This is a genomic window from Psychrobacter sp. CX18 (genome assembly GCF_057396215.1).
The window spans coordinates 91,566-118,451 of sequence record NZ_JBXYJH010000013.1 but is presented as its reverse complement, the minus strand read 5'-3'; the positions used below and the strand labels follow the sequence as shown (position 1 = coordinate 118,451).

The 26,886-nt window shown below is 40.8% G+C and carries 19 protein-coding genes and 2 rRNA genes; 12 read left to right on the top strand and 9 right to left on the bottom strand.

What is annotated here, in order from left to right; translation table 11 throughout:
* The first annotated feature begins 105 nt into the window (after nucleotides 1–105).
* The 4 genes from AC2SLT_RS11170 (at nucleotide 106) to AC2SLT_RS11155 (ending at nucleotide 5,793) form a co-directional block, all read left to right on the top strand.
* A 23S ribosomal RNA gene (locus tag AC2SLT_RS11170) occupies nucleotides 106–2,959 on the top strand.
* 151 nt (nucleotides 2,960–3,110) lie between these two features.
* Nucleotides 3,111–3,224 (top strand): 5S ribosomal RNA (gene rrf / locus AC2SLT_RS11165).
* Between the two features lie 437 nt (nucleotides 3,225–3,661).
* Nucleotides 3,662–4,882 carry a hypothetical protein gene (locus tag AC2SLT_RS11160; RefSeq protein ID WP_486547727.1) on the top strand — a complete coding sequence of 407 codons (1,221 nt, stop codon included), beginning with the start codon at nucleotides 3,662–3,664 and terminating at the stop codon, nucleotides 4,880–4,882.
* 11 nt (nucleotides 4,883–4,893) lie between these two features.
* Entirely contained in the window at nucleotides 4,894–5,793 is a 900-nt protein-coding gene (locus tag AC2SLT_RS11155; RefSeq protein WP_486547726.1) for a hypothetical protein, read from the top strand.
* Between the two features lie 65 nt (nucleotides 5,794–5,858).
* Here the strand turns inward: AC2SLT_RS11155 and AC2SLT_RS11150 are convergent, their stop codons facing one another.
* Nucleotides 5,859–6,119 carry a DUF1289 domain-containing protein gene (locus AC2SLT_RS11150; RefSeq protein WP_486547725.1) on the bottom strand — a complete coding sequence of 87 codons (261 nt, stop codon included), beginning with the start codon at nucleotides 6,117–6,119 and terminating at the stop codon, nucleotides 5,859–5,861.
* A gap of 176 nt (nucleotides 6,120–6,295) precedes the next feature.
* Here AC2SLT_RS11150 and AC2SLT_RS11145 point away from each other — a divergent pair, with 176 nt between their 5' ends.
* The 3 genes from AC2SLT_RS11145 to AC2SLT_RS11135 all read left to right on the top strand — a co-directional run bounded on the left by AC2SLT_RS11145 (nucleotide 6,296) and on the right by AC2SLT_RS11135 (nucleotide 9,789).
* Entirely contained in the window at nucleotides 6,296–6,946 is a 651-nt protein-coding gene (locus AC2SLT_RS11145; RefSeq protein WP_486547724.1) for a YqiA/YcfP family alpha/beta fold hydrolase, read from the top strand.
* 149 nt (nucleotides 6,947–7,095) lie between these two features.
* The gene (gene parE / locus AC2SLT_RS11140; RefSeq protein WP_486547723.1) at nucleotides 7,096–8,985 is read left to right on the top strand and encodes a DNA topoisomerase IV subunit B; all 1,890 of its coding nucleotides are present in this window, start codon (nucleotides 7,096–7,098) and stop codon (nucleotides 8,983–8,985) included.
* 135 nt (nucleotides 8,986–9,120) lie between these two features.
* Nucleotides 9,121–9,789 carry a lysophospholipid acyltransferase family protein gene (locus tag AC2SLT_RS11135; RefSeq protein ID WP_486547722.1) on the top strand — a complete coding sequence of 223 codons (669 nt, stop codon included), beginning with the start codon at nucleotides 9,121–9,123 and terminating at the stop codon, nucleotides 9,787–9,789.
* A 242-nt stretch (nucleotides 9,790–10,031) separates the two neighbouring features.
* On the opposite strand, the gene AC2SLT_RS11130 is transcribed toward AC2SLT_RS11135, so the two are convergent.
* A complete protein-coding gene (locus tag AC2SLT_RS11130) occupies nucleotides 10,032–10,712 on the bottom strand; it encodes an SDR family NAD(P)-dependent oxidoreductase (protein WP_486547721.1) in 681 nt (226 codons plus the stop codon).
* Between the two features lie 308 nt (nucleotides 10,713–11,020).
* Complete coding sequence (locus AC2SLT_RS11125; RefSeq protein WP_486547720.1) at nucleotides 11,021–12,592, bottom strand: mechanosensitive ion channel; 1,572 nt, start codon at nucleotides 12,590–12,592, stop codon at nucleotides 11,021–11,023.
* Nucleotides 12,593–13,207: 615 nt separating this feature from the next.
* On the opposite strand from AC2SLT_RS11125, the gene bamJ reads away from it, so the two are divergent.
* Nucleotides 13,208–13,969: a BamJ family beta-barrel-assembly machinery protein gene (gene bamJ, locus AC2SLT_RS11120; protein WP_486547719.1), complete on the top strand. Its 762-nt coding sequence runs from the start codon at nucleotides 13,208–13,210 to the stop codon at nucleotides 13,967–13,969.
* A gap of 195 nt (nucleotides 13,970–14,164) precedes the next feature.
* Here the strand turns inward: bamJ and argA are convergent, their stop codons facing one another.
* Nucleotides 14,165–15,487, bottom strand: coding sequence for an amino-acid N-acetyltransferase (argA, locus tag AC2SLT_RS11115; RefSeq protein WP_486547718.1), 1,323 nt, complete (start codon nucleotides 15,485–15,487; stop codon nucleotides 14,165–14,167).
* Between the two features lie 637 nt (nucleotides 15,488–16,124).
* On the opposite strand from argA, the gene AC2SLT_RS11110 reads away from it, so the two are divergent.
* Both AC2SLT_RS11110 and AC2SLT_RS11105 read left to right on the top strand, forming a co-directional pair.
* Entirely contained in the window at nucleotides 16,125–16,712 is a 588-nt protein-coding gene (locus AC2SLT_RS11110; RefSeq protein ID WP_486547717.1) for a hypothetical protein, read from the top strand.
* A gap of 480 nt (nucleotides 16,713–17,192) precedes the next feature.
* The gene (locus tag AC2SLT_RS11105) at nucleotides 17,193–19,013 is read left to right on the top strand and encodes a choice-of-anchor I family protein (protein WP_486547716.1); all 1,821 of its coding nucleotides are present in this window, start codon (nucleotides 17,193–17,195) and stop codon (nucleotides 19,011–19,013) included.
* A gap of 350 nt (nucleotides 19,014–19,363) precedes the next feature.
* Here the strand turns inward: AC2SLT_RS11105 and AC2SLT_RS11100 are convergent, their stop codons facing one another.
* Nucleotides 19,364–20,425 carry a patatin-like phospholipase family protein gene (locus AC2SLT_RS11100; protein ID WP_486547715.1) on the bottom strand — a complete coding sequence of 354 codons (1,062 nt, stop codon included), beginning with the start codon at nucleotides 20,423–20,425 and terminating at the stop codon, nucleotides 19,364–19,366.
* 13 nt (nucleotides 20,426–20,438) lie between these two features.
* Nucleotides 20,439–21,329: a CBS domain-containing protein gene (locus AC2SLT_RS11095; protein WP_486547714.1), complete on the bottom strand. Its 891-nt coding sequence runs from the start codon at nucleotides 21,327–21,329 to the stop codon at nucleotides 20,439–20,441.
* A 222-nt stretch (nucleotides 21,330–21,551) separates the two neighbouring features.
* On the opposite strand from AC2SLT_RS11095, the gene AC2SLT_RS11090 reads away from it, so the two are divergent.
* Entirely contained in the window at nucleotides 21,552–22,778 is a 1,227-nt protein-coding gene (locus tag AC2SLT_RS11090) for an Lnb N-terminal periplasmic domain-containing protein (RefSeq protein WP_486547713.1), read from the top strand.
* Between the two features lie 141 nt (nucleotides 22,779–22,919).
* On the opposite strand, the gene AC2SLT_RS11085 is transcribed toward AC2SLT_RS11090, so the two are convergent.
* The 3 genes from AC2SLT_RS11085 to AC2SLT_RS11075 all read right to left on the bottom strand — a co-directional run bounded on the left by AC2SLT_RS11085 (nucleotide 22,920) and on the right by AC2SLT_RS11075 (nucleotide 24,385).
* Nucleotides 22,920–23,627, bottom strand: a complete 708-nt coding sequence (locus tag AC2SLT_RS11085) for a metal-dependent hydrolase (RefSeq protein ID WP_486547712.1) — start codon at nucleotides 23,625–23,627, stop codon at nucleotides 22,920–22,922.
* 63 nt (nucleotides 23,628–23,690) lie between these two features.
* Nucleotides 23,691–23,984: a 4a-hydroxytetrahydrobiopterin dehydratase gene (locus AC2SLT_RS11080; protein WP_486547711.1), complete on the bottom strand. Its 294-nt coding sequence runs from the start codon at nucleotides 23,982–23,984 to the stop codon at nucleotides 23,691–23,693.
* Between the two features lie 119 nt (nucleotides 23,985–24,103).
* Entirely contained in the window at nucleotides 24,104–24,385 is a 282-nt protein-coding gene (locus tag AC2SLT_RS11075; RefSeq protein ID WP_486547710.1) for a GNAT family N-acetyltransferase, read from the bottom strand.
* Nucleotides 24,386–24,880: 495 nt separating this feature from the next.
* Here AC2SLT_RS11075 and ettA point away from each other — a divergent pair, with 495 nt between their 5' ends.
* Nucleotides 24,881–26,542 (top strand): energy-dependent translational throttle protein EttA, encoded by a 1,662-nt coding sequence (gene ettA / locus AC2SLT_RS11070; RefSeq protein WP_486547709.1) that lies wholly within the window; start codon nucleotides 24,881–24,883, stop codon nucleotides 26,540–26,542.
* Nucleotides 26,543–26,886: the final 344 nt, after the last annotated feature.

Sequence of the window (26,886 nt, the reverse complement as noted above, 5' to 3'; positions counted from 1 at the left end):
TGTTATCCCAAGAGGTTGGTTACAAAGTAAAGAGAACTGAATCAAGCGTAAATTATCAAGGTGATATCGTTATAATTGCTGACTAAAGACCCTTTGGGGTTGTATGGTCAAGTAATTAAGCGCACATGGTGGATGCCTTGGCAGTCAGAGGCGATGAAAGACGTGACAGCCTGCGATAAGCTTCGGGGAGATGGCAATAATCTGTGATCCGGAGGTTTCTGAATGGGGAAACCCACCTAACGTAAGTTAGGTATCCTAATTTATTAGGAAGCGAACGAGGGGAAGTGAAACATCTCAGTACCCTTAGGAAAAGACATCAAACGAGATTCCCCTAGTAGCGGCGAGCGAACGGGGAGGAGCCGACTTAATTTTATGTAGAAGAACAGAGTGGGAAATCTGGCCATAGTGGGTGATAGCCCCGTATTCGAAACATAAATGCAAGCATATTAAGTAGTGCGGGACACGAGAAATCCTGTATGAAGATGGGGGGACCATCCTCCAAGGCTAAATACTCCTGACTGACCGATAGTGAACCAGTACCGTGAGGGAAAGGCGAAAAGAACCCCTGTGAGGGGAGTGAAATAGAACCTGAAACCGTGTGCGTACAAGCAGTGGGAGCCCACTTGTTGGGTGACCGCGTACCTTTTGTATAATGGGTCAGCGACTTATATTCTGTAGCGAGGTTAACCGTTAGGGGAGCCGTAGGGAAACCGAGTCTTAATAGGGCGTTTAGTTGCAGGGTATAGACCCGAAACCGAGTGATCTATCCATGAGCAGGTTGAAAGTGCCGTAACAGGCACCGGAGGACCGAACCCACTGTCGTTGAAAAGCCAGGGGATGACTTGTGGATAGGGGTGAAAGGCTAATCAAACTCGGTGATAGCTGGTTCTCCCCGAAAGCTATTTAGGTAGCGCCTCGGACGAACACCATTGGGGGTAGAGCACTGTTTCGGCTAGGGGGTCATACCGACTTACCAAACCGATGCAAACTCCGAATACCGATGAGTGATATCCGGGAGACACACGGCGGGTGCTAACGTCCGTCGTGGAGAGGGAAACAACCCAGACCGCCAGCTAAGGCCCCAAATTCCTAGTTAAGTGGGAAACGAAGTGGGAAGGCATAGACAGCTAGGAGGTTGGCTTAGAAGCAGCCATCCTTTAAAGAAAGCGTAATAGCTCACTAGTCGAGTCGGCCCGCGCGGAAGATGTAACGGGGCTCAAACTAGGAGCCGAAGCTGCGGATTTGAACATGTTTCAAGTGGTAGGGGAGCGTTGTGTAAGCCTGTGAAGGTGTGTTGTAAGGCATGCTGGAGGTATCACAAGAGCGAATGCTGACGTGAGTAACGATAATGGGTGTGAAAAGCATCCACGCCGGAAGATCAAGGGTTCCAGTCCAACGTTAATCGGGGCTGGGTGAGTCGACCCCTAAGGCGAGGCCGAAAGGCGTAGTCGATGGGAAATCAGTTAATATTCTGATACTTGTTTATGATGTGATGGAGGGACGGAGAAGGTTATACCAGCCTGGCGATGGTTGTCCAGGTGAAAGGATGTAGGCAGACTACTTAGGTAAATCCGGGTGGTTATATGCTGAGATCTGATAGCAAGCCAGTTTACTGGCGAAGTGGTCTATACCATGCTTCCAGGAAAAGCTTCTAAACTTAAGTCATAAACGAATCGTACCCTAAACCGACACAGGTGATCAGGTAGAGAATACCAAGGCGCTTGAGAGAACTCTGCTGAAGGAACTAGGCAAAATGGTACCGTAACTTCGGGAGAAGGTACGCTGCTGGTGGTGAAGCCCTTTGCGGTGTAAGCTACTAGCAGTCGCAGATACCAGGCTGCTGCAACTGTTTATTAAAAACACAGCACTCTGCAAACACGAAAGTGGACGTATAGGGTGTGATGCCTGCCCGGTGCTGGAAGGTTAATTGATGGGGTAAGCCGTAAGGCGAAGCTCTTGATCGAAGCCCCAGTAAACGGCGGCCGTAACTATAACGGTCCTAAGGTAGCGAAATTCCTTGTCGGGTAAGTTCCGACCTGCACGAATGGCATAATGATGGCAGCGCTGTCTCCAGCAGAGACTCAGTGAAATCGAAATCGCAGTGAAGATGCTGTGTACCCGCGGCTAGACGGAAAGACCCCGTGAACCTTTACTACAGCTTTACATTGAACTTTGACCTGACTTGTGCAGGATAGGTGGGAGGCTTTGAAGCAGATACGCCAGTATTTGTGGAGCCAACCTTGAAATACCACCCTGGTCATGTTGGGGTTCTAACTCAGGTATAACAATACCGAGGACAATGTATGGTGGGTAGTTTGACTGGGGCGGTCTCCTCCTAAAGAGTAACGGAGGAGTACGAAGGTGCGCTCAGAACGGTCGGAAATCGTTCAAAGAGTATAAAGGCAAAAGCGCGCTTAACTGCGAGACCCACAAGTCGAGCAGGTACGAAAGTAGGTCTTAGTGATCCGGTGGTTCTGTATGGAAGGGCCATCGCTCAACGGATAAAAGGTACTCTGGGGATAACAGGCTGATACCGCCCAAGAGTTCATATCGACGGCGGTGTTTGGCACCTCGATGTCGGCTCATCTCATCCTAGGGCTGAAGCAGGTCCTAAGGGTATGGCTGTTCGCCATTTAAAGAGGTACGCGAGCTGGGTTTAGAACGTCGTGAGACAGTTCGGTCCCTATCTACCGTGGGCGTTGGAAATTTGAGAGGATCTGCTCCTAGTACGAGAGGACCAGAGTGGACGAACCGCTGGTGTTCGGGTTGTCATGCCAATGGCATTGCCCGGTAGCTACGTTCGGATTGGATAACCGCTGAAAGCATCTAAGCGGGAAGCCAACCTCAAGATTAGATTTCCCTTAAGAGCCGTTCAAGACTAGGACGTTGATAGGCAGGATGTGGAAGCGCAGTGATGCGTGTAGCTAACCTGTACTAATTGCTCGTTTGGCTTGACCATACAACACCCAAGTGGTTTTAGTATGTTGCCAATTATTTCGATATCATCCTGATGATTGCTTATAAATAGCAACCTTGATTCAGGTTCTTGATACTATAGTCAATACAACGTTAAGTAAATAACTTAACCAACTCATATCTATACCCCCTTTGCTGACGACAATAGCACGATGGAACCACCTGATCCCTTCTCGAACTCAGAAGTGAAACATCGTCGCGCCAATGGTAGTGTGGTTCGCCCATGTGAGAGTAGGTCATCGTCAGCTCCTTATACTTAAAAGCCCCCGCTCATCTTGAGTGGGGGCTTTTTCCTTTGGGCCGATCTGGTATCTAGATAGCTTTTTCCATTCTAATTTTATGACGTCTTACTTCGATGAACCCTTTAAATCTGAGTAAGAGTCTAATTGAGTGACTTTTGCGATACTAAAGCTGTAGTATAATTATTCGAAGGTTATCTTGATTTACGTTAGCTCCCCTTAATTGAAAGCCCCCGTTCATTAGTTTGAGCGGGGGTTTTCATTTTAAGGAAAAGTCATATTTAACATAACTACTTTAGATTTTTATTAAATTAATTACTCTCTAAAAAAGCTATTAATTTTAATAGACATTGCAGAATAATATTGCTATATTTTAAATATTATCTAAATAAATACTAATAAAATATTTAAATATACTAAATCAACTAGAATTGAGGAGTCAGGAATTGATAAACAAAGTGATGCTGTCTATATTCTTATATAGTTTTATTAACGTAGCAGTTGCTGAGAATTTAAATGCTGAAAATCAACAAACATCAATCGATGTTATCTCCCCAGTTATTAAACAAGATAACCAAGGTTTTATTGATTTTATAAATAATAAATTAATTTTTAATATTGAAGCTAATTATTATGACTGGGAAGGTGATAATAATATAAATAAAGGTAATCAGCTGTTTGTACCAATAACCCTATCCTATCGTGAAAATAACGTTGAATTAGGTCTTAGGGCTGCCTACATTGATTCAGAAAATGAGACTGAAAATCGTTCAGGGGAAGTAAAAACTGTATCCGATACTAACTTTAGTTTTGCCTATACGAACCCAATAAGTGATAAAACGAGTATAAGATTAAACACTGAATGGAATTTGCCTACTGGACAAGACTCTTTAAAGGGCAATGAGAAGAATGCAGTTATGGATGGGGCTTTAGTGAGCCAGGTAAGATTTGGGGAAGGATTAAATACGACTTTAGGTTTAAGTTTGGTACATAATTTTACGGATAGTCTGATTGTTGGTGCAGGTTATGGATATACTAGACTAGGCGAGTACGACCCTAATGCTGATTATGACTCGGATGATTTAGATCCTGGAGATCAACAGCATATAACCATTCAATCCCAATACAATGGAGGCCGATTCCTACTACTTGGTGGAGCGACCTATACCATCAGTGAAGAGACAGAGTTTGGTGGCAATCCTTACTATGAAAAAGGGGATAGATTAGATGCCAATTTGGCAGGAATCTATGCTATTACTACTAATGATCGAGTCGTGTCAGGTATCCGTTATACAACTCAAGATCCAGATAAGTTCGTCAATAGAATTTCAGGTAATTTTGAACAAGAGTCTAAAAATATTAATGGTGATAGTATTTATGCTTATGCCGAATATGCTAAAGAATATATTCCTGACCATACTATTAAAGCTAATGTAAGCTATTTGGATATTGATTCTAATAGTTACGACTTCGCAAGTGATCTATATAATGCAGGACGTCAAAAATTAACTTATGGCGTGGGCTATGATTGGAAAGCGACGGATAATACGACACTTAAATTAGGTGTTAAACGTTATGAAGTTGAAGATAAAGCAACAATAGCAACTGGAAAAGATACAGAGTATTCTGGGTGGAACACTCAATTGGGTTTGAAAACTAATTTTTAAGGATAGGAACTATGAAAACGTATAATTTTTTAGATGATAGTAAGCAATTAGTTAGAAGTTTTGCAGTTTTAGTTATAGGTGGAGTTGCATTTAATCTAGCCAGTGCTAATGAATTAAATGTAGAACAATATCAACTTCATAATATGTTAGGTAGTATAACTAATAGTAATACCTCAACTATTGGTAGCTCGATGGGGTTTGCGATTACTCCTTCTCAAGATATAACTAAAGAACTTATTAATGGACATACTAAACAGGAGCAACCTTTCGTAGCAAATGAAAACAGTATTATTATCACTGGTGCACAGCAATCAGTCTTGATCAATGATGTTACAATTGCCTCTGGTGACTGGATAGTGGTTGAAGGCGACCCGACAAAACATTTAACTATCGGTAATAATTTTGGCAGTATTGCATCTCCAAATGGTGCTGATATAACAGCTCTTAATAATGCCGATGTTCAGAAAACGGTTATGGAAAGAGTTTATTCAGTTCCTGATGGTATATATAGTGTAACTACTAGTGTTCTAGCAAACTATGTCACCACAGAATTTCCAGAATGGGTAGGTTCAGAGTTCAATGATACTGTCCAAATTGATGTTGTAACTGGTAGTGGCAATCAGTATCAAATCGATACACCGTTTAGACAAGAATTGAATAGTGCCGAACTAATAGCAGTTTCTGGATTACCAGAACCAATGCTAAAGCCTTATGCTTATGGTCCTGATGGAATGGTGGAAGAAATGGTGATAGATACTGCTCTTAACACTGGTGGACAAACGGGTTTCATACCTGTGAATATTAATAATATCCCAGTTGCAGGTGGCGGTGATATAACTATTAGAGTAACAAGCGAAAATGTTGGAGATGAGCTATTTCCTAGTGCTATATTAGTAAGTGAGAGCAACTGATTAAGACTTTCATATTAAAAATCCCAATTGTTCAAAATATAAGGTATGCATCAAGCATACCTTTTTTATTCAAACAAATCGCCAATTTCAACTTCTTCAAAATCCAATTCCATTTGCTCTTTTTGGCGCTTTCTCAAGTGATCAATCTTCTTTTTACGTCCCACAATGAGTCTTAGTACCTCTCTCTTTTCTTCATTCGTCATCTTCAACCAAAGTTGACGTTCTGGACGGCTACGCAAACAGCCAAAGCAATAGCCTTTTTTATTACTTCGGCAGATACCAATGCAAGGATTTTCAATTTCAAAAAGTTCTATTTGATTAAACATGAATGGATTACCAGTCCTTGGTTTGGACACCGAGTCTAAAAAAAAGTATTAGTCGCATAAAACTTACTGATCACGTAGTAGAATAAGCTTTTGCCTTATTATTAATTTTATCATGATTTCATCAAGTATTTCTTTCATGATAACCTCGTACCATTAAATGCATATAAGGGATGAGTATGAAGATTATATATGTCCACGGCTTAGACAGTTCTGCAAACTCCGTAAAAGGCCAATTACTTGAACAATATTGTCAACATCATCAATCTAATATCTCTGTTATACGACCTGATTTAAACGAATCACCTGATAAAGTATTTCGACGGTTATCTCATTTTGTTCAAGAGTACAATGTTGACAATGAGAAGACAGAGGATGTTGTTCTGATAGGTAGCTCATTAGGGGGATATTTTTGCTCATTGGTCAGTAATGAGACAGGCTGTCCCGCCATATTATTGAACCCAAGTACCCAGCCTCATATAAGTCTACAGCGTTTTGTTGATAAAGTAGACGATCAATTTACTGGCTCTAAAAATATGAGTAATACAAAAGAGGATACAGTGATCTATCGTACTTCAGGGGGATGGGACTTAACTCTTAGGGATATGGTTTGGTTTAATGAGCATAAGTTAAACAGCATTAAGTATCCAAATAAGATATTAGCCATTATTAAATCAGGTGACGAGTTGTTAGATCCTAATGTGGCTATTGATTTTTACCAGTCACAAGGTGTCAAGCTCAATATACAGCAAGGTGGCGATCATCGGATGACTGATTTTCAGGAACAGCTACCAATGATTATCACTCATTTAAATTCGCTACTGCGATAATGTTTGTCCCAATCTAAAGACTATAAAGCGGTTTTGACTTTTAGACGTCAAACAGTGTCGCTAAGCTTAATAGAAACGCAAATGTTATTATAATATTCGTTATAATAGATAACTTAAGATATAAACTGCACACATCAAAGGAAGTCATTGTGAGTAAATACACTGCTCAATCGCTTGAAGTCTTAGAAGGGTTAGAGCCTGTCCGACGTCGTCCTGGTATGTATACAGATACAACCAGACCGAACCATCTTGCTCAAGAGGTGATTGATAACTCAGTAGATGAGGCGTTAGCAGGACACGCCAAAACGATTAAGGTACAGCTTCATAGTGACGGCTCATTATCCGTTGAAGATGATGGTCGGGGTATGCCTACAGATATTCATCCAGAATTTAAACAAACCGGTATAGAAATTATCCTAACTCGTTTACATGCTGGGGGTAAATTTAACACCAGTAATTATCAAGTGTCGGGCGGTTTGCATGGTGTTGGGATATCAGTCGTCAATGCGTTATCCAAACGAGTCGAAGTGACAGTCTGGCGCGATGGCACTCAATATGACATTGCTTTTGAGAATGGGGCTCCGGTTACTAGCTTGGCAGAGTCAGTCAGCTCAAATAAGCGTAAAAGAGGCACTAAGGTTCGATTTTGGGTTGATGAGTCCTTTTTTGACAATCCGAAATTTAGCGTTAAGCAATTAAAGCATAATTTAAAGGCAAAAGCGGTATTGGCTGCGGGTTTAACCATAGAGTTCTTTGACGAGATTAATAACGATAAGGTTGTTTGGCAGTTTGATGATGGGGTCGTGGAGTATCTTAATGAGCAACTTGATGGCTTAGAAACTCTGCCTCCTGAACCCTTTTATTTTAGTTATGATGCTAAAGAAGGAGAGCGTGCTGGGGTAACGTTTGCATTGTCTTGGATACCAGAGGGTGGTGTACCTATCCAAGAAAGCTACGTTAACTTGATTCCTACTGCACAAGGTGGTACGCACGTTAATGGTCTGCGCACCGGTATTTTAGAGGCTTTACGGGAATTTTGTGATATCCATAACTTGTTGCCTAGAAGTGTTAAATTGACAGGAGAAGACGTTTGGGACGGTGTTAACTATATTTTATCCCTAAAGTTCTCTGAGCCACAGTTCTCTGGGCAAACTAAAGAGCGTCTATCGAGTCGTGAAGCTGCCGGAGCCGTTCAAGTACAAGCTAAAGATGCGTTTAGTTTGTGGCTTAATCAACATGCAGAACTAGGCACTCAAATTGCCGAATTAGCTATTTCAAAAGCGGGCAGACGATTAAAATCTGCTAAAAAAGTGGCGCGCAAGAAGATTAGTCAAGGTCCTGCGCTGCCGGGCAAACTAGCCGACTGCCGAGGGGGTGTACGAGACGGTGCAGAGTTATTCTTGGTAGAGGGGGACTCAGCAGGTGGCAGTGCAAAACAGGCTCGAGACCGTCATTTCCAAGCAATACTTCCGCTACGTGGTAAGATTCTAAACACGTGGGAAGTGTCACCTGATACGGTGCTGTCTAGTCGTGAAATCCATGATATTGCGATAGCGATAGGTGTTGATCCTGCATCAGATGATTTGTCTGAGCTACGTTATGACAAGGTATGTATCTTAGCGGATGCAGACTCTGACGGTCTGCATATTGCGACCTTGATATGTGCTTTATTTGTCAAACACTTTCCTGTTTTGGTAGACGCAGGGCATCTGTTTGTCGCCATGCCGCCTCTTTATCGCATTGATATCGGTAAAGAGGTACACTATGCGCTGGATGAAAGCGAGCTTGAGCATATTTTGGGCAATGTATCCGGTAATAAAAAACCTCAAATTACCCGATTTAAAGGTCTCGGTGAGATGAGTGCTGAGCAGTTACGTGAGACAACGATGAACCCTGATACGCGAAGATTGGTGCAGTTAGATATGGATGATATGCAACTTACCAATAATATAATGGATATGTTGCTTGCAAAGAAACGTGCCTCTGATCGCAAAACATGGCTTGAGAGCAAAGGGGATCTTGCTGATATTGTGGTATAGTCACAAGCAAAATTTATAGTGACGGTAACCTACAACAATAACTATTTTTGCGTTTGCAATCGCCTTGATAGGTTAATTTCAAGATTTGCTATTATAGATTTTAACTAATGGAAATAAGAGTAAGGATACAACATAATGTCTAAACGAGAAGCATCGAAAAATGCATTGGTAAACATTAGGAAGCGACTTACCCATAAGGGGTTAGGTAACAAGGTTCCTAGACGTGGAGGCAAGATTGCGCCGCCTTTGTCACGTGCTATTCTTAAGGCTATGGGCTGGAAAGCGGTTGGAGATATCCCAAATGTCCCTAAAGCCGTTTTCCTTGCCCTACCTCATACTTCAAACTTTGATGGCCTCTATGCGATCCCACTGGTGCTTGGTCTCGATTTAGATATTAAACTCCTTGGTAAGGATAGCTTGTTTAAATATCCGTTATTGGCTGCTTTTTTTAAGTGGGCAGGTATTGTTCCTATCAACCGAAGCAAAAATGGTACCGTTTTACAAGCCAGTATAGATCGGTTTAACTCCAGTGAAACACTATACTTAGGATTGGCGCCAGAGGGTACCAGAAACTATACAGATAAGTTGAGAACAGGGTTTTATTATATTGCCCATGGGGCAGGGGTGCCTATTATCCCTGTCGCGATGGATTATAAAACCAAAGAGATTCGATTTATGACGCCTGTTTATCCGACAGGGAACTATGAAGAAGATGTGGCATTTATTTTGGAACAATATAAAGGGGTGGTACCTAAGCATCCCGAAAAGATGGCTCAGCCACTACAAGATATCAATAAAATGTGACTATTAAACGATTCAGATACTGACTAAATTGGTTTTACTCAAATTAAAAGACCTGCAGTTAGCAGGTCTTTTTTTATAGAAATACCTTTTGTATAAAATAACCTATCCTATGCTTGTTAAATTCGGTCAGACTCATGAACCTACTATTTATAGTGTTTGCTTTGTTACGTTTGGACTTGCCTTACTACATAGGATGATTTTAAGATTTGGTATAACGTTAACCATTAAACATTTAGAATGACTTAGTCAATTGTTAGACTAAAACCACCATCTACAGGTAGGGTCACCCCTGTAATCATACTAGCATCAGCACTCGCTAAAAAGGCTATCGCATCGGTAATGGCCTCTAGTTCTATTAACTCTCCTAACGGACTCTGAGCTAAAAATTGTGAGACGTTTACCTCCTCATCCTGGTGTTCAGTTGTTAAGCCTGCAATAACAGCATTTACCCTCATTCCTTGACGACCATATTCTAAGGCAAGCTCACTGGCTCTTTTTGTAAATTCTGTGTGATTTGAGCCATAGCCTTCTATACCCCAACCACCTTGTGTCTCTGAAATCAAGGATACATTAACTATGTTACCTTTGGTTTTGATCAGTTCAGACAATAGGGCTTGCTCAATATCAAAGTTGGTATTTAGATTAATTAAAGCGTCCACTTTTTCATATTTATCAACCACATAATTTACCAGTTGAGCAGTTTGCTGTTTATTATTAATATCGGAAGTCACGGTCAAATGGTTGCCGGCATTAATCCACGTATGATCAAGGGGCAATTCCTCAGCGATATCACTTAATACATCACTATTCATACCAATTAAAATAACATTAGCGCCTTCTCGAGCGAGTCTTAAAGCCGTGACTCTTCCAATTTCTGAGTCTGCACCGGTTATTATCACAGCTTTATCATTAAAACGTTTCATAAAATACAAACCCTTATAGTTACCATTGACACTGCTTGTATGATTTTGACAAGAAACCGCAAGTATAGCAACCCTGTATAAAGGATAATATATACAAACCCTAGACTTCGTTATAACTAAAGTGTGACAACGCTAACCTTACAATATAAACAGCAGTGAACTTATAAGGCAAATAAAAAGGCAACCCCTAAAGGCTGCCTTTTTATTCATTTGAACATTCAAAATATCGTCAAATTAACCGTTATAAACCATCAACTTAACGATAATATTTAAATGTAACCTTCAATAAATCAAATCTTCAATAACGATTACTTGTTATCAAAGTTAGGTGTTGTAGGTTCATCACCTGAGATCGTTGTAATCGAAGGCTCTTTACCTGTTTCAACTTCAGTGTTGGCGATTGCTTTTTCAGCTTTTGCTTTCTCTGCTTCAGTTTCAGCTTTATCTTGAAGTTTACGTAGGAAGCGAGCGGCTGCTTCTTGACCCCCAAGACCAAATGATAGTGCGAAGGCAACGGCAACGGCACCCAAGGTAAGACCAAAAGCAAGGTTAACAATAGAGTCAGCAATACCCATTGCTTTTAAGCCCATAGCTAACACAAGACCCATGATAAGGACGCGGATAATATTTGCAAGGAACTGTGAACCTTTATCCGAACGCTCAACTGCACCAGCAATGATGTTTGCTAACCAAAAACCGATGAATAGGATGATGGCACCTAAGATGATGTCTGCACCAAATGCAATGAACATGGTTATGATAGCGCTAATCTGTTCAAAGCCTAATAAGTCTGCAGCAAGAATACCGGCAAACAGCATAGCAAAGAATATAATAGCATGACCAACAAGATCAGATATCTTAGTATTACCCATTGTGCTGTCTAAACCAACTTTCGCTGGTAGTGCATTAACTGTCGTATTTTCAAGCAAGCCTTTAACAACATTTGCCACCATTTTCATGATGAAGTAAGTGATGATCAAGATAGCAGCTGCTGTAAAGATATTAGGTAATGCACTCATGATTTCGTTCAGCATATTCGTGGCTGGACGAGAAATCACTTCAATATTTAAGGTGTCTAGTGCAATGATAATGGTTGGAATAATAACCAATAAGAAAGCAAGTGAGCCTGCAATACTAGGTAGGCTGTTTTCACGATTATTGCTGATGCCTGCTTTCTCAGCAAAGCCTTGTAGGTTTAAGCTTGATACCATGTTGGTTACGATACCGCGTACGATTTTCGCAACGATGTAGCCCACAAAGAATACAATACCAGCCATGAAGATATTCGGTAGATATCCAATAGCTTTATGAAGCATAGCACTTAGTGGTGCAAACAATCCATCTAACTGCAATTGACCTAAAACGATGACGAGAACGAAAAGCAAGATCACCCAGTAAACCATATCAGCGATCGTACCACTCATAGGTTGAACACCAGCTTCAGCGCTCAGCTTTTCATCTAAAGTGGTTTTTGATAAGGCAGCATTAATAGCGGTACGGGCAACAGTAGCCACTACCCAACCAATCACACCAATAATCACAGCACCTAAAAGCGTTGGTATAAAGGATAAAACGCTATCAATCATATTCGCAAATGGAGCTGAAATAGCATTTAGACTAAGCATACTTAATGCACCAGATATGGCCATTAAGAAAATAAACCAAAAAACAACTTTCGAGATAATATTCTCAATATCGTATGTTTTACCCGTTGAGCTATTCATACGTTGATTTAGGTTCACGCGTGATAGCAAGTTACGAACCACACCAGCTAAGGCCATGGCAATTAACCAGCCAATGACAAAAACCAGAATAGCTGCGATAATCGAGCCAATTGGTCCGCCTAAATTATTATTAAACCAAACAAACATGTTATCCATGTTGTTACTCCTATAAAGTTTGCAAAAAGATAAAAGTGGCAAGTAGTCACACTTCTATATAATAGTTTTGTAGTTTTTAATCTAACTTTTGAATAAAATTGAAGTAGCAGTATACTAGATAAGCTAACTTCATTAAAAATAAAACAATAAATATGAGAAACCAAAGTTTCATAACAGTGTCAAATCAAATCAGTTACTTAAAGTTTTTTATAATAAAATAAAACTTAACTTAAGTTAATAAAAACTATACTTTTTAGACACTGCCGAAATATCGCTTATTTTACAATCGATAGTTTACACTACACTTTAGCGGAATAATTAACAATAATAAATAGCTTTCTATCAGATGTGCTTAAATATAAGCGATAAGATGTGACATAGTGCCCATATGTTAACATTTTCTATACATTAGTAGTTCTATTTAGTGCTGCTATATGGTGATTCAGTGCCAAGTTTGATAATATGACTGCCATAGTTTGAGGACATAAAATGTTATGTTGCGATAATAATCTATATAGTTTCTTCTCGCCCTTATGCCTAAATAACCTAAATAAGCTAACACCCTAACTTTACAAACTAAGTTAGCGTTTCAATTCACTGTAGAGATAATGTCTTATGAAAAAAGTAATGGTTCCAAAAGTCTTAACAATAGCGATTTTGACGTCGCTCGTTTCATTTGGCTGTGCTAATAATGGCAATAAAGCAGATCAGAATGGGTCGAGCGCGACAGTAACAGAAAGCAGCTCCGAACTTGAAAAAGTAGGCTATAGTATCGGCTTTGCGACTGCTGAAAGTTATAGAGATACGTTAGACGATCTCAATCTTGAGACTTTTGAGCAAGGCTTCCGTGATGCCTATGGTGAAAAGAAGGCAGCTTTGACCAAAGAGCAAATGCAAGATGTAATGACGAAGTATGAAGAGAAGAAACAAGCCGAAATCATGGAAAAAATGAAACAATCAGCGGTTACCAATAAATCAGCCGGTGACAAGTTTCTTGCAGAGAATGCTAAAAAAGAAGGCGTTAAAACCACTGAATCTGGATTACAGTATAAGGTACTAAAGCCAGGTACTGGTAAGTCAGTAAGCGAAAGTGATGTGGTAAAAATTAACTATGAAGGCAAATTGCTTGATGGCACTGTATTTGATAGCTCTTTTGACAGAGGTGAGCCTGTCGTATTCCCAGTACAAGGTATGATACCTGGGTTTACCGAAGGGTTAACTTTGATGAAAGAGGGGGGCGAGTATGAATTATACATTCCTGCTGACCTTGCATATGGGGAAACAGGCAGTCCAGGGATTGAGCCAAATAGCACCTTAATATTTAAGGTACAAATGATAGAGGTTAACCCTAAAATGCCTGAGCAACCAGCTCAATAGTTTGACGGTTTTATAGTCAGCGAACTACTAAACGGTTACAGTGTTAACCTCATTAAGCCTACTACAGTAGTACTTACACTCGGTTGCCTTGTCACCATTTTAGACTTCTTTGACTATATCAAGATTTTAGCTTCAAGATTCAAAAAAATACCTGCTTCTCATGAGCAGGTATTTTTTTGAAAGTTGTGTAAAACTTTAGAGTCTTTTTTGAAAGACTTTGGAGTTTCGACCATTATGATAAGCGGTGCGACGCGGCTCAGGTAAGGTATCCGCATTGACTTCAACAAAACCTTGTTCGACGAACCAATGAGAAGTCCGAGTGGTCAATGCAAATAGATGATGACGACCATGACTGCGGGCCTGTTGTTCTAAAAAGGCGAGTAAATCTGTCCCTCTACTGCCATTGCGATAATCTGGATGAATAGCGATAGAAGCAACTTCAGCGGAGTCCTCATCTAAAGGATATAAAGCGGCGCATCCTAAAATCATACCATCACGCTCAATAACACTATAAGACTCGATCTCTTGCTCTAATCGCTCTTTAGACCGCTGGACTAAAATACCCTGTTCTTCTAAAGGTGATAATAGCTCAAGTAGACCCACCACATCATCGATAGTCGCTCGGCGGATCTCTTCATAGGGGTCATGACTGATTAGAGTGCCAGATCCATCTCGGGTAAACAGCTCTTCAAGTAAAGCACCATCTTGAGCATAAGAAATAATATGAGTGCGGTGAATACCTGCACGGCAAGCATCGGCAGCACAATGTAAGAAATAATATATTTCACGGTCTAAATTGCGATCACGTAAGAAGCGGTCCACTTCATTTGGAATCATGGCATGTAATAAGCGACCTTCTTCATTAATACCGGTTTCACTGCCTAAGAAAATAAGTTTATCAGCATTAAGAGCAACGGCAGCCGATAAAGCAACATCTTCTCCTAGTAAGTTAAAAACTTCACCAGTTGCGGAGTAGCCCATCGAGCCTAGAATCACAATATGATTATGTATTAGGTTGTTTCTAATGGCTTCAGTGTCAATGGAGCGCACTTCACCCGTCATTTGATAGTCAACGCCATCACGAACCCCATACGGTCTAGCGGTAACGAAGTTGCCAGAAACGGCATCAATGCGTGAACCATACATAGGTGAATTTGCCAGTCCCATCGACAGCTGTGCTTCTATCTGTAAGCGAATAGCACCGACCGCTTCAAGAATGGTAGGCATAGCCTCTTTAGGGGTGACACGGATATCATTATGCAGAGGAGAGTCTACACCGAGAGCGGCTATATTTTTCTCAATTTGCGGGCGGGCACCATGAACCAGTACCAGTTTTATACCGAGGCTATGTAATAGCGCAAAATCATGGATTAAGTTACTGAAATTGGGGTGATTTACAGCTTCACCGCCAAACATGATGACGAACGTCTTGCCTCGATGCGTATTGATATAAGGGGCAGAGTTACGAAACCAATGGACATAGTCTGGGGTAATTTGTGGCATAGCAGTATCAATCATATCAAAATATCACATTAGGCTTAGGGCTAAGAAAAACTAAAAACGCTTTAACGATAGCAAAAAATACAGTGTTGAGCTATCTTTATTTTAACAAGCACACAGACAAAGACTTAATTTACACAGCATATTACAGCTGAATATAGATAGTTACCTTAAATTGTTCCATACTATCGTTGCTAGCACAGTTGTTGCTAAGCATTGATATTGCTAAGAACTGTGTTTTAGATCTAACATGAGTGTCTTAAGACGTATAGTTAAATTAGTATACTTAAGTTTATAAAGGCATAACAGTTTGTTAAAGGGTCTGTTTAATATTCACCACGTAAGCTACCTTCTAAGTATAAAAGTCTAAGTATAAAAGTCTAAGTATAAAAGTCTAAGTATAAAAGCTATAAGCTTAAAACTTGTATGCATAAAACCTATCAGCTTAAAAACAGTGTGGTTTTAAGGATAATGTTACACCAATTTTTCTTTTAGAACGCATGCTCAAACTGGCCCTTTATCATCAAATTAATCACAAGAACAGGTGCAACTTAGTCTGATAATCATTAAACTATACAAAAATATTGATCAATGCTAGTCTACATATAGGCTTAAAATAAGTATACCCTAACAATCGATATAGGAATGATCTTTTATGAAATCTTACACTTCAACCTCTTCTAGAGCTGCCTCTAAATTTGGTGGCATTACCGCCATTGCTACGCTAATGTTAGCAGGTACTCTAAGCGCTCACGCAATGTTGCCTACCCCTGAGCCAGAAATGAGCAATCCCAGCAATCAGACCAATACCCAGATTATGCAGCAGTCGCGCACCACTCAAAATCAAGCGAGTGCTATCACTACCAAAACGGTTGCTGCTTTGGTTAGTATTGATAATCAAGGTAATCCAGTATTAAAACCTATAATTGCGAATACGCGTCTACAAAAGGGTAATGTGATTGAGTATTATACCTATATTACTAATAATGGTGATGATCGTATGCGCAAAATGGACGTTACGATGAACATTCCTGATGATTTGAAGCTGGTGGGACAAGTGTATCCAGATACCGCGTCCGCCAGTCTTGATGGCAAAAGTTTCAACCGTATGCCATTACGAGGTCGTGTGGATGGACAAGTAAAAGATGTGCCACTTGAGTATTATAAGCATTTGCGTTGGACTATCGAAGGGTTGGGTGTGAATGAGACGGCAGCAGTGAAATATCGTGCAATAGTTCGCTAATAGCTCAGGATTTAATACGAAGCGTTGAATTTATTTATATTACTTCACTTTACTTAAAAACTGATAACTGATAACTGATTACCCACTACTCATTAGCAACATAGTAGTGGGTTTTTTTATGGTCATACCAGTTCTTTCAAATAACTTATCTTAGTCATGCTGATTAAACCGACTATTTATAGCATGTATTTTATAGCATTGATTCTTGCCTATCCTTAATAGGTAAATTTTTAGATTTGGTATACGTTTAGCGGCTACTAGAGATTCAACCTATACGTGGAGTTTGGTTTTGAGGATAATTTAACTATTATCGGTTCATTTTATTTTAGCGAATGAGTGTCCAAACCTGTCCAAATATTTAAGGTTATTAATTATTGTCATCAAGCCTTAATAAATAATGAGTATTTTGTCTTATTTGTAGAAAATTTTTACTCACTAAAATGCTCTTTAATGACATCACACTATTAAGGCTACGATGCTATGCTATTTCCTGTTACTCAATCAAAACGCACTGATTCAAAACGCAAGGATGTAAAGTACAAGAACCAACTCATAAGCACCGACACGCTACCTAGAGTCTTATCCAATCGTTATTTTAAGCTAATAGGACTAACTGGATTATTAACCACTAGCCTTCTGATGTCTGCCTGTGCCAATCAGGCAACTTCTCAGCGAACTACTGGAATGAATAAGAAATTAGATACAAGTCGTAAAAGTGCTGACTCACAACAGTATCAAAGCGTGACATTTACCCCAGCAGGTAGCTATGTGCACGGGGCATTTGATGAGTCGGCCGCCGAAATTATCGCTTATCATCCAGCGACCCGTCGTAGCTTTGTGGTCAATGCACAAAATAAAAAAGTAGATGTGATCGATCTGTCAAATATTCACAAGCCTGTATTGGTGCGCTCATTAGCAGTATCTGATATTGGAAGTGTCGTTAATAGTGTGGCTGTGCAAGGTGAACTGATAGCCTTAGCTGTACAAGCAAATACTAAGACGGATAATGGGCATGTGGTCATCTTTGATGCCAATACCCTTGAGCGTATCCAGACAATAGAAGTAGGCGCTCTGCCTGATATGGTAACCTTTAGCCATGATGGACAATATTTATTGGTCGCCAATGAGGGTGAGCCTGACGATGACTATAAAGTCGATGCCGAAGGTTCGGTCAGTGTGATCAGTCTTAAAGATATCCGTAAGCCCGTGGTAAAAACGGCGACCTTTACTCCGTTTAATAATCAAAAGCAGTCTTTAATCAATGCTGGCGTGCGCATCTTTGGTAAAAAAGCTGATGGCACTATGAGTACCGTGGCGGAAGATTTAGAGCCAGAATATATTGTAGTCGATAAAGACAACAAGACTGCATATGTGAGCTTGCAAGAAAATAACGCCATTGCCATTATTGATATTGCGACTGCCCAAGTTAAGGCTATCAAATCGTTAGGCGCAAAAGACCATTCTAAGGTAGGAAATGAGCTGGACGTCAGTAATAAAGATGATGCCATTAATATCACAACATGGCCAATCATGGGCATGTATATGCCAGATGCCATTGCCTATTATACGGTAAATGGTAAAGATTATATTGTCACAGCCAATGAAGGTGATGCTCGCGAATGGGGTGATTTTAAGGAAGAAATTGGCTTTAATGATGTCAAAACTGACTCTGCGAAATTTAACCGTCAAGCCTGTCACAATCTAGACTGTGGTGACAAAAAAGCGCTGGGTAAAATAGACTTTTCGGCCTCGATGGGCGATAGTAATGGAGATGGCGTTTACGACTCTCTATATAGTTTCGGGGCGCGCTCGTTTAGTATTTGGGATGTCGACAACTTCGCGACGCCGGTCTATGACAGTGGCAGCTTTATGGGTAAGTATACCGCGCAAAAATACCCGAAAAACTTCAATGCTAGCAATGACAAAAATGAATTCGATAATCGCAGTGACAATAAAGGGGTCGAGCCTGAAGGGGTGACAATAGGACAAGTAGGATCACAAACGATAGCCTTTATTGGGCTAGAGCGTATATCAAGCGTGATGGCCTTTGATGTTACCAATCCTAAAGCAGTACGTTTCTTAGGTGAAGTTAATACTCGTACGTTTGATGATGCTAAACTAAAAGCGGCTGAAAAGGGCAGCATGCCTGCCAATGCAGATGGTGACTTAGGCCCTGAGGGCTTGACCTTTGTTTCTGCAAAAGACTCACCTTCTGGTAAGCCTCTATTATTAGTCGGGTTTGAGGTTAGTGGTAGCTCAAGAGTGTTTGAGCTAGATTTTTCACCAGCGCCGGCTCGATAAAGCTGTGACGACATTTCAGAGCATAAAACTCATCTAAAGTTTTAGCAACAACCTAATTAAAAGTCAAACTAAAGAAGGGGTCAGTATAAGTATACTGCCCCATTCTTTGTATTTAAAAAGGAAAGCTGTCTCATTTTATAAACGATAAAGGGTTAAGGATCAATTTAATAAGCTTAATTAAAATAACGGATTAAGTAAGTGGTTATACCGAATTAAGGTTACCCAATCTAAACGCTTAACCTAATAACAAGGGCAAGGGCGGGTACAAACGCTATAAATAATATATACGGGTAAATAATAGAGGTAATGAGCCTGATAAAGACCTGATAAAGATAGGTTGATTTACGGAGTTAATTGACCGTATAGGTATTATGTTGAAGCTTAGCTTCTCTATTTGCTTGCTCAATCGCCGCTTTAATAGCAGGCATGTTTTGCTCAGTGGCTGTAACGCCTGCCGCAATTGCTTTCTCACGGTCTAGCGTATTAATAGGACTCATATCAGCAACATCAGGACGTATCACCACAGTAGCACGGCCTATTTCTGCTTTATTAATAGCCGCATAATTTTTGGTATAGGGTCCTGATTTATGGCTTTGCGCATTGGCACTCATATAGTCATGATAGCCTTGTTCAATCAAAGACCAAATCGTCCTACTCGAAGTGCTGTTTGAGCCCTTCGCTTGTGACTCTTGTCCCACTTGCAAATCAACGGCAATAATCACATCGGCCCCCATTGCTTTAGCAGTATCAACCGGCACGATGCTAACAACACCACCATCAATGTATTTTTTGCCAACCTGCCCTGATGTCTTAGGATCGGGTATGCGAGGGGCAATAAAAATATTAGGGACGCTACTTGAGGCTTGCACGATGAGACCGGCTTCTCCTTCAGTGAACACGGTTTTTTTAAGGGTATGTTTTTCGGCGGCTACTGCCCCAAAACGGATAGGAAACGATTGAATTGGTTGATGGTTTACTTGTGTATTCACAAAATTCCGTAGCTTAGTCCCTTCAATAATGCCTTGGTATGACACGGTGAAGTCTGTCAATTCACTATCTTTAGTCGTTAACGCTAGAGATTCAAGTTGCGACGCTGATTGACCACTGGCGTAGAGACTGCCAACGAAGCTACCGACACTGGTGCCGACTACTAAGTTTGGGTGGATGTTATTGGCTTCTAAAGCTTTAATAACCCCAACATGAGCAAAGCCCTTAGCGCCACCACCACCCAATACTAACGCAATGACAGGGCCTTGTTCGGTCTCGGCTTTGACGACAGGCGCACTTGTCGTTGTGGTACAAGAAGCGACAACAAGACAAGTACAGAGCCCAAGTGCTTTCTCTATGTGATTGGTAGACACTGTATTAAGACAGTGATGGTGTTTTGGACCAGTCGCTAAGGTAGAAAACAAAGTCAGTATTGGTTTAATAGTCTTCTCCTACTTCAATTGTGACTGGGGTTAGTTCAAGAAGTTTAATTAAACGGGCATCTACATCGGTAATCGCGATATGCCAGCCTTGAATAACAACCGTCTGACCTTCTAAATCGCCCACATAGCCAAGCTCTTGCATCACTAGTCCACCCATGGTGTCAACCTCAGTGTCATCAAACGAGGTGTTAAGCTCTTCATTACAGTCTTCAATTAAGGTTGAGGCTTGAACGATCCAAGTATTGGGCTTATCAGGATGTGGAATAATATTATTGATGTCACTGTCTTCATTAAAGTCATCGTGCTCATCTACGATATCCCCCACAATCTCCTCTAATAGATCCTCCATGGTAACCACACCGACCATGTTACCAAACTCATCAACCACTACTGCCATATGGACTTGAGTACGCTGAAGGGAGCGTAGTAAAGTGTCAGAACGGGCCGTTTCACTGATGTAGAGGGGTTGACGAATAAGGGACTTAAGGCGAAATGAGCTATTAGCCTCATCATCTTCACGAATAATATTGACCAATAAGGGGATAAGGTCTTTGGCCAGTAAAATACCAATCACCGCATCATCATCTTGGCTATCAAAGACAGGATAGCGAGAATGACTGGTCTCGAGTATCATATCCATGATGTCTTTTAGGTTATCATGCTCTCGCACCCCTTCTACTTGTGGGCGCGGTGTCATAATTTCTCGGACTTGAGTGGCAGGGAGGTCAAGTACACCCTCTAGCATATCAACCGTATCAGGCTCTAAGAATTGGCGTGAATCTTGTACCAGCTTGATGAGTTCATCCCGAGTTTCCGGGGCAGTATTTAGCCAGCGTTTCAATCCACGCATGGACCAATTGGATGTACCAGAGTTGTCATCGGACATGGGGGGAGTATCACCTCGTATGGTTGTTAAGTTGCTCTCACTTTATCTTAAGGTGGGCTGATATTCAATGTTAAATACTAATAAATTGCTTGCTATTTTGTATAGCTATTTAATGTTGCCAATTTTAGTGACCATTAAACTTGTAATGCAACTTGAAAGTTGCTATGTGACTCGTACTACCATAAACTAAGCCCTTATTTAAGGTTATAAAGTCAAATTGTTATGTCAAAATCTAGTCTGTCTCCTGAGTCAAACTCAGTTTCTAATCTCAAACACGGCCTTATAAAGCGTACGGTGTTAAGGTTGGTCAGAGGCGTCAAGTTTGTGGCATTATCAATAGCAGCACTGTGGGCAAGCCTTGTGGCATGGGTTCAGCTTAACGATTACGCCATACTGCGCTGGCTAGCCATTATAGCTATAGTTACTCTTACCGTTGTGGTTTTTAGCTCTTTTTTAAGGCGATCCGAGCTTTGGGCTTATTGGTATAAGTGGCTGGTTTGTGTCTCACTCATACTATGGGTATTGTTGGCGGCTTGGTTTATCTGGTTACCCGCCAAGCAAGATAGAGCCTGGAAGGAAGAGGTTAGTCATCAAGTGAGTGTCACTATCGATGACGCTAACCCTGATAGGGTTACACTACACAATGTTCGTAACTTCGACTGGGTACGCAAGAGAGGTAGTGAGAAGCTAGTCCAACCTAACGAGCCGTATTATCACAGTGTCGGTGACAGTGGTCTAGATGAAGTCGCAAAAGCCCGATGGACTGATCGGACAATTGATCTGAGCAAGCTTAGCGGGGTTGATATTATCAACTCATATTGGATGGGTAAGCAAGTTGGACACACCCTGTTAAGCTTTAGATTTGAAGATGATCGACCACTGAGCTTCTCGATAGAGATTCGCAAAGAAGAAGATGAGTCTTTTTCTGCGCTGGGTGGCTTTGTTAAGCAGTTTGAAATGACATTGGTGGCGTCCGAGGAACGAGATATTGTCTATACTCGCAGTAATGTTCGGGGTGAGCAGGTATATATCTTTCCACTGCAAGGGTTAAGTTATAAAAAGGTTCGCGAACTGTTTCAGGCGTATCTACAGCAAGCTGATGCGCTTAATCAGGATGCAAAGTGGTACAACACTTTAATTGATAACTGTACGACGGTAATATTTGATATGGCTCGTGACGTCAAGAAAGATAGGTTTCCATGGGATTACCGCATATTATTATCAGGTTATGTTCCCAATTACTTATATGATGAAGGTCTATTACCTCACAGCGCGGCTCATTCATATCAGAATGATGAGAAAGAAATATGGTCGATAGCGCAGTGGTATGCCAATGCGCATATCAATCCTAAGGTGGCAGACTTTGACTTCGAAGCTAATCAGGATCCAGAGTTATACTCTCAAATGATACGTCAAGGGTTGCCACAGCCGAGTCTTATTAAGGATTAATCAGATCCTATAATGTTTCTCTCGGTCTTAACTAAGATTTAAAATGGTATTAAACTTTAAACCTCTTTTAAACATAGACTATTAAACATAGACCGTTACTAGGCCTAGCGTCCATCAAGCAAGAATCCATCTAGCGCCCAGCTATCGTATCAGCACCTCAGGGAGCATCGCATCTTTTAATAACCACCATGTAATCGGGTCACTCACTTTGCGATAGAAGGGATCAAACGGCGGTGCAATAAAAATAAAAGTGAGTACTAACGCATAGAGACCGATGTAATAAAAGCGCTGCGAATGATTGTAAAACTTCATTGCAGTACCTGAGGAGCGCTTTAAGCGGTTGTTGAGTAAATCGACGCTATAGGCTTCATCAAGACCTAAATGTACCAATGACCCCAGTAATAAGAAAGCTCCATAAAACCAACTTGTGATAGAAGACGTCTCTAAAAGGTAATAGTTGACACAAGTTAGTCCTAGTGCCAGTAATACCATATAGGGGACAGAGTGAATGATACCTCGGTGTACTGTCAGCTTAGTAAACACCGCAAAGACTGCATAACGTACAAAGGCGTACCCTACCAACCATAGCAGTAGCATAGAAAGTAGAGACAATTCGCTACGCCAACGAATAATTAACGTATAAGCAAGTGCCAATGAGAGAATATCAAACCCCATTTTAATGGGTGTTGAATTATCCGAATCGATGTCTGGCAGTAGACCGCCAATCGTGCCAGTTAGCACACACATCAAAAACTCATGAGCATCGACCAGTCCCGCTTTATAAGTTATCAAGCCCAAAACCCCACTAACAGCAAAGCCGCCAGTGAGGTGGGTTTTAAAATTTGCCACAGAATATAAACCTAATGATAATGATAATGATAATGATAAGAAGGGTGTGAGAGGGTTACACCATTAAAAAACCTTGGGTTGAACAATTTCTTCCATGCGTTTAGCAAGACGTATGTCATGACTTGAAATACCATTTAAGTCATGAGTCATAAGACGAACGCGCACTTCATTAAAGATATTAGTCCACTCTGGATGGTGTTCGAGCTCTAATGCCCGGTAAGACGCTTGAACCATAAAGCTCATGGCCTCGGCAAAATCATTAAAAACAAACGTTTTAACGATAGCATTGCCATCCTTGCTCCATCCTTTCAATTCTTGTAATTGCAGCTCTACTTGAGCGTCTGTGAGATGGCTCATAAAGCCCTCCAATATTAGGTCAAAGATAAGCTATATCATAATATAAAAGAGCAATGAAAGAATAGCCTCTAAAATAATATAATCAACCAACGTGTTTCGAATATCTTAGGATACTCGAATTAGTCAACCAGATCTTGATACTCATCATGCTTATTAATATAAGCGGCAACAAATGAGCACTGCGGAACTACTTTTTTGCCTTGCTCACGCGCATAATTTAAGGCATGTTTTACCAAAGCAGAGCCAACCCCTTGGCCACCGAGCTCAGGCGGGACAATGGTATGGTCATACACGATGCTATCACCTTGGTCTTGATAACTGATAAACCCAGTATGACCATTAATCGTGGTTTCAAATTGATTGTTTTCAGTATTATGGATGATGTTTATATCCTTGCTCATTGTTAGCTCCTAATAGGGGGTAAGAAATATTATTAATAAATTCATGTAGGTTTTGACTACTTATGACATATAGCTTAACTGCGTGACGCTTATTTGTCTGTAGACTTTTATTGGGTATTGCTTTATAGGGTGTCTCTTTAAAGTAACTTTATGCTATTACTTAAAATGAACGTTAGCCCATACCCTCACTGTCAAACAAAAACTGTCGAATAAGAACGGTCGAATAAGAAGGGTCGAATACAATGAATGTAAAATCAGTCTCGTCAACGTCTTTTATGATACCTGACCTGTTTCGCCAATAATAGGGAACAACAGAAGATGATAACTGTGGGCCAATATGCGATAATAGTTTTTATATTTTTATTCACTAAAAAACTGCTTTTTTAATAAGGCCTAAGAGCTTGTATATACAACCTATAATTAGCTTTTTTTGTCTAAATATATTCCAACTGTAGCATTGTTAATGCAGGTTTTAATACTGATAATGGAGTCTTAATGGCACAATATATTTACACCATGAATAAGGTTTCGAAGCTTATTCCCCCTAAGCGTGAAATCCTTAAAGATATTAGCTTATCCTTTTTTCCTGGCGCCAAGATTGGTGTTTTAGGTATTAATGGCGCAGGTAAGTCAACCTTGCTTCGTATCATGGCTGGCGTGGATACCGAATATAGTGGTGAAGCACGTGCTCAGCCTGGTACTAAAATTGGCTACCTTCCGCAAGAGCCACAACTTGATGATAGCAAAGATGTACGAGGTAATGTCGAAGATGGTATGCGTGAAGCCCTTGATGCGCTAGCACGTCTTGATGAAATCTATGCCGAATATGCCGCGCCTGATGCAGACTTTGATAAGTTAGCTGAAGAGCAGGGTAAGATGGAAGATATTATCCAAGCTTGGGATGCGCATAACCTCAATACTCAGCTAGAAAAAGCCGCTGATGCGCTGCGTCTGCCACCTTGGGATGCTGATGTTAGCAAGCTCTCTGGTGGTGAGAAACGTCGTGTGGCATTGTGCCGTTTGTTGTTATCACGCCCTGATATGTTGCTACTTGATGAGCCAACCAACCACTTGGATGCTGAGTCGGTGGCGTGGCTAGAGCAATTCTTGAAAAACTTCAGCGGTACGATTGTGGCAATTACCCACGATAGATACTTTTTAGATAATGTGGCTGAGTGGATCTTAGAGCTTGACCGTGGTTATGGCTATCCCTATGAAGGCAACTATACTGAGTGGCTTGAACAGAAAAACAAACGCTTAGAAGAACAGCAAAAGCAAGAAGAGTCGTTCGCCAAAGCGTTGAAAAAAGAGCTTGAGTGGGTACGTAAAAACCAAAAAGGTCAACAAGCCAAATCTAAGTCTCGTATCCAGCGCTTTGAAGAGCTAAACTCGAAAGAATTCCAACAGCGTAATGAGACTTCTGAGATCTATATTCCACCAGGTCCACGCTTAGGTAATAAAGTCATTGAGGTAAATAATATCTCAAAATCTTTTGGTGATCGTCTGCTATATGAGAACCTAAGCTTTAATGTGCCACCAGCAGGTATTGTCGGTATTATCGGTCCTAATGGTGCGGGTAAAACGACCTTGTTTAATATGATGACAGGACTTGATACGCCAGACACGGGCAGCGTTGATTTAGGCGAGAGTGTCAGTGTGGCTTATGTTGGTCAGGTACGTGATAATCTCGATGACAGCAAAACGGTGTGGGAAGAGGTGTCCGATGGTCTAGACGTTATTAAGGTTGGCGAATATGAAACGCCAAGTCGTGCTTATATCGGTCGCTTTAACTTCAAAGGTCAAGATCAGCAAAAGTTAGTTGGTAATCTATCGGGTGGTGAGCGTAACCGTCTGCAGTTGGCTAAGACGCTTAAGCAAGGCGCTAACGTAATCTTACTTGATGAGCCCTCAAACGACTTAGATGTTGAGACTCTGCGAGCGCTTGAAGATGCGATCCAAGTCTTCCCAGGTACGGTACTGGTGGTCTCGCATGATCGCTGGTTCCTAGATCGTATTGCAACTCATATCCTAGCTTTTGAGCCAGAAGGTCCAGTCTGGTTTGATGGTAACTACTCTGAATATGAAGCGTACCGTAAGAAAACAATGGGTGATGACGCCGGTCCAAAACGTATGAAGTACAAGAAGATAACTAGCTAAGAGTGGGCTGATTTAATGGTTTAATTAATGATTTATAAAAAGTTCCCCATTTTTAAACCATCGTCTTGCATAATTTTACATTATTTACTAGAGGCATAACTGCAAAAGCAGTTATGCCTTTTTTAATGGCTGTCATTTATCTATAGTTGATCCTGTATTCTATAGGTCTGCGTAATCAAACAGAGTGTTTATTAAGAGGGTCGTGTAAAAGTTCACTATAAATCAGATGATATTGTAAACAGTTTATTATCCGATAAATGTTAAGGGTTTTTCATATTTCTAATGATTTAATTGTTAAATCAACATTATTAAATTTTTCAATCCTTAATAATTTGGAGTTAGTG

Bases quoted from the DNA above. Each gene is read 5' to 3' on its own strand.
- AC2SLT_RS11155 (WP_486547726.1), top strand. From the start codon at position 4,894: ATGAAAACGTATAATTTTTTAGATGATAGTAAGCAATTAGTTAGAAGT.
- AC2SLT_RS11150 (WP_486547725.1), bottom strand. From the start codon at position 6,119: ATGTTTAATCAAATAGAACTTTTTGAAATTGAAAATCCTTGCATTGGT.
- AC2SLT_RS11145 (WP_486547724.1), top strand. From the start codon at position 6,296: ATGAAGATTATATATGTCCACGGCTTAGACAGTTCTGCAAACTCCGTA.
- AC2SLT_RS11135 (WP_486547722.1), top strand. From the start codon at position 9,121: ATGTCTAAACGAGAAGCATCGAAAAATGCATTGGTAAACATTAGGAAG.
- AC2SLT_RS11130 (WP_486547721.1), bottom strand. From the start codon at position 10,712: ATGAAACGTTTTAATGATAAAGCTGTGATAATAACCGGTGCAGACTCA.
- AC2SLT_RS11125 (WP_486547720.1), bottom strand. From the start codon at position 12,592: ATGGATAACATGTTTGTTTGGTTTAATAATAATTTAGGCGGACCAATT.
- bamJ (WP_486547719.1), top strand. From the start codon at position 13,208: ATGAAAAAAGTAATGGTTCCAAAAGTCTTAACAATAGCGATTTTGACG.
- argA (WP_486547718.1), bottom strand. From the start codon at position 15,487: ATGATTGATACTGCTATGCCACAAATTACCCCAGACTATGTCCATTGG.
- AC2SLT_RS11110 (WP_486547717.1), top strand. From the start codon at position 16,125: ATGAAATCTTACACTTCAACCTCTTCTAGAGCTGCCTCTAAATTTGGT.
- AC2SLT_RS11105 (WP_486547716.1), top strand. From the start codon at position 17,193: ATGCTATTTCCTGTTACTCAATCAAAACGCACTGATTCAAAACGCAAG.
- AC2SLT_RS11095 (WP_486547714.1), bottom strand. From the start codon at position 21,329: ATGTCCGATGACAACTCTGGTACATCCAATTGGTCCATGCGTGGATTG.
- AC2SLT_RS11090 (WP_486547713.1), top strand. From the start codon at position 21,552: ATGTCAAAATCTAGTCTGTCTCCTGAGTCAAACTCAGTTTCTAATCTC.
- AC2SLT_RS11080 (WP_486547711.1), bottom strand. From the start codon at position 23,984: ATGAGCCATCTCACAGACGCTCAAGTAGAGCTGCAATTACAAGAATTG.
- AC2SLT_RS11075 (WP_486547710.1), bottom strand. From the start codon at position 24,385: ATGAGCAAGGATATAAACATCATCCATAATACTGAAAACAATCAATTT.
- ettA (WP_486547709.1), top strand. From the start codon at position 24,881: ATGGCACAATATATTTACACCATGAATAAGGTTTCGAAGCTTATTCCC.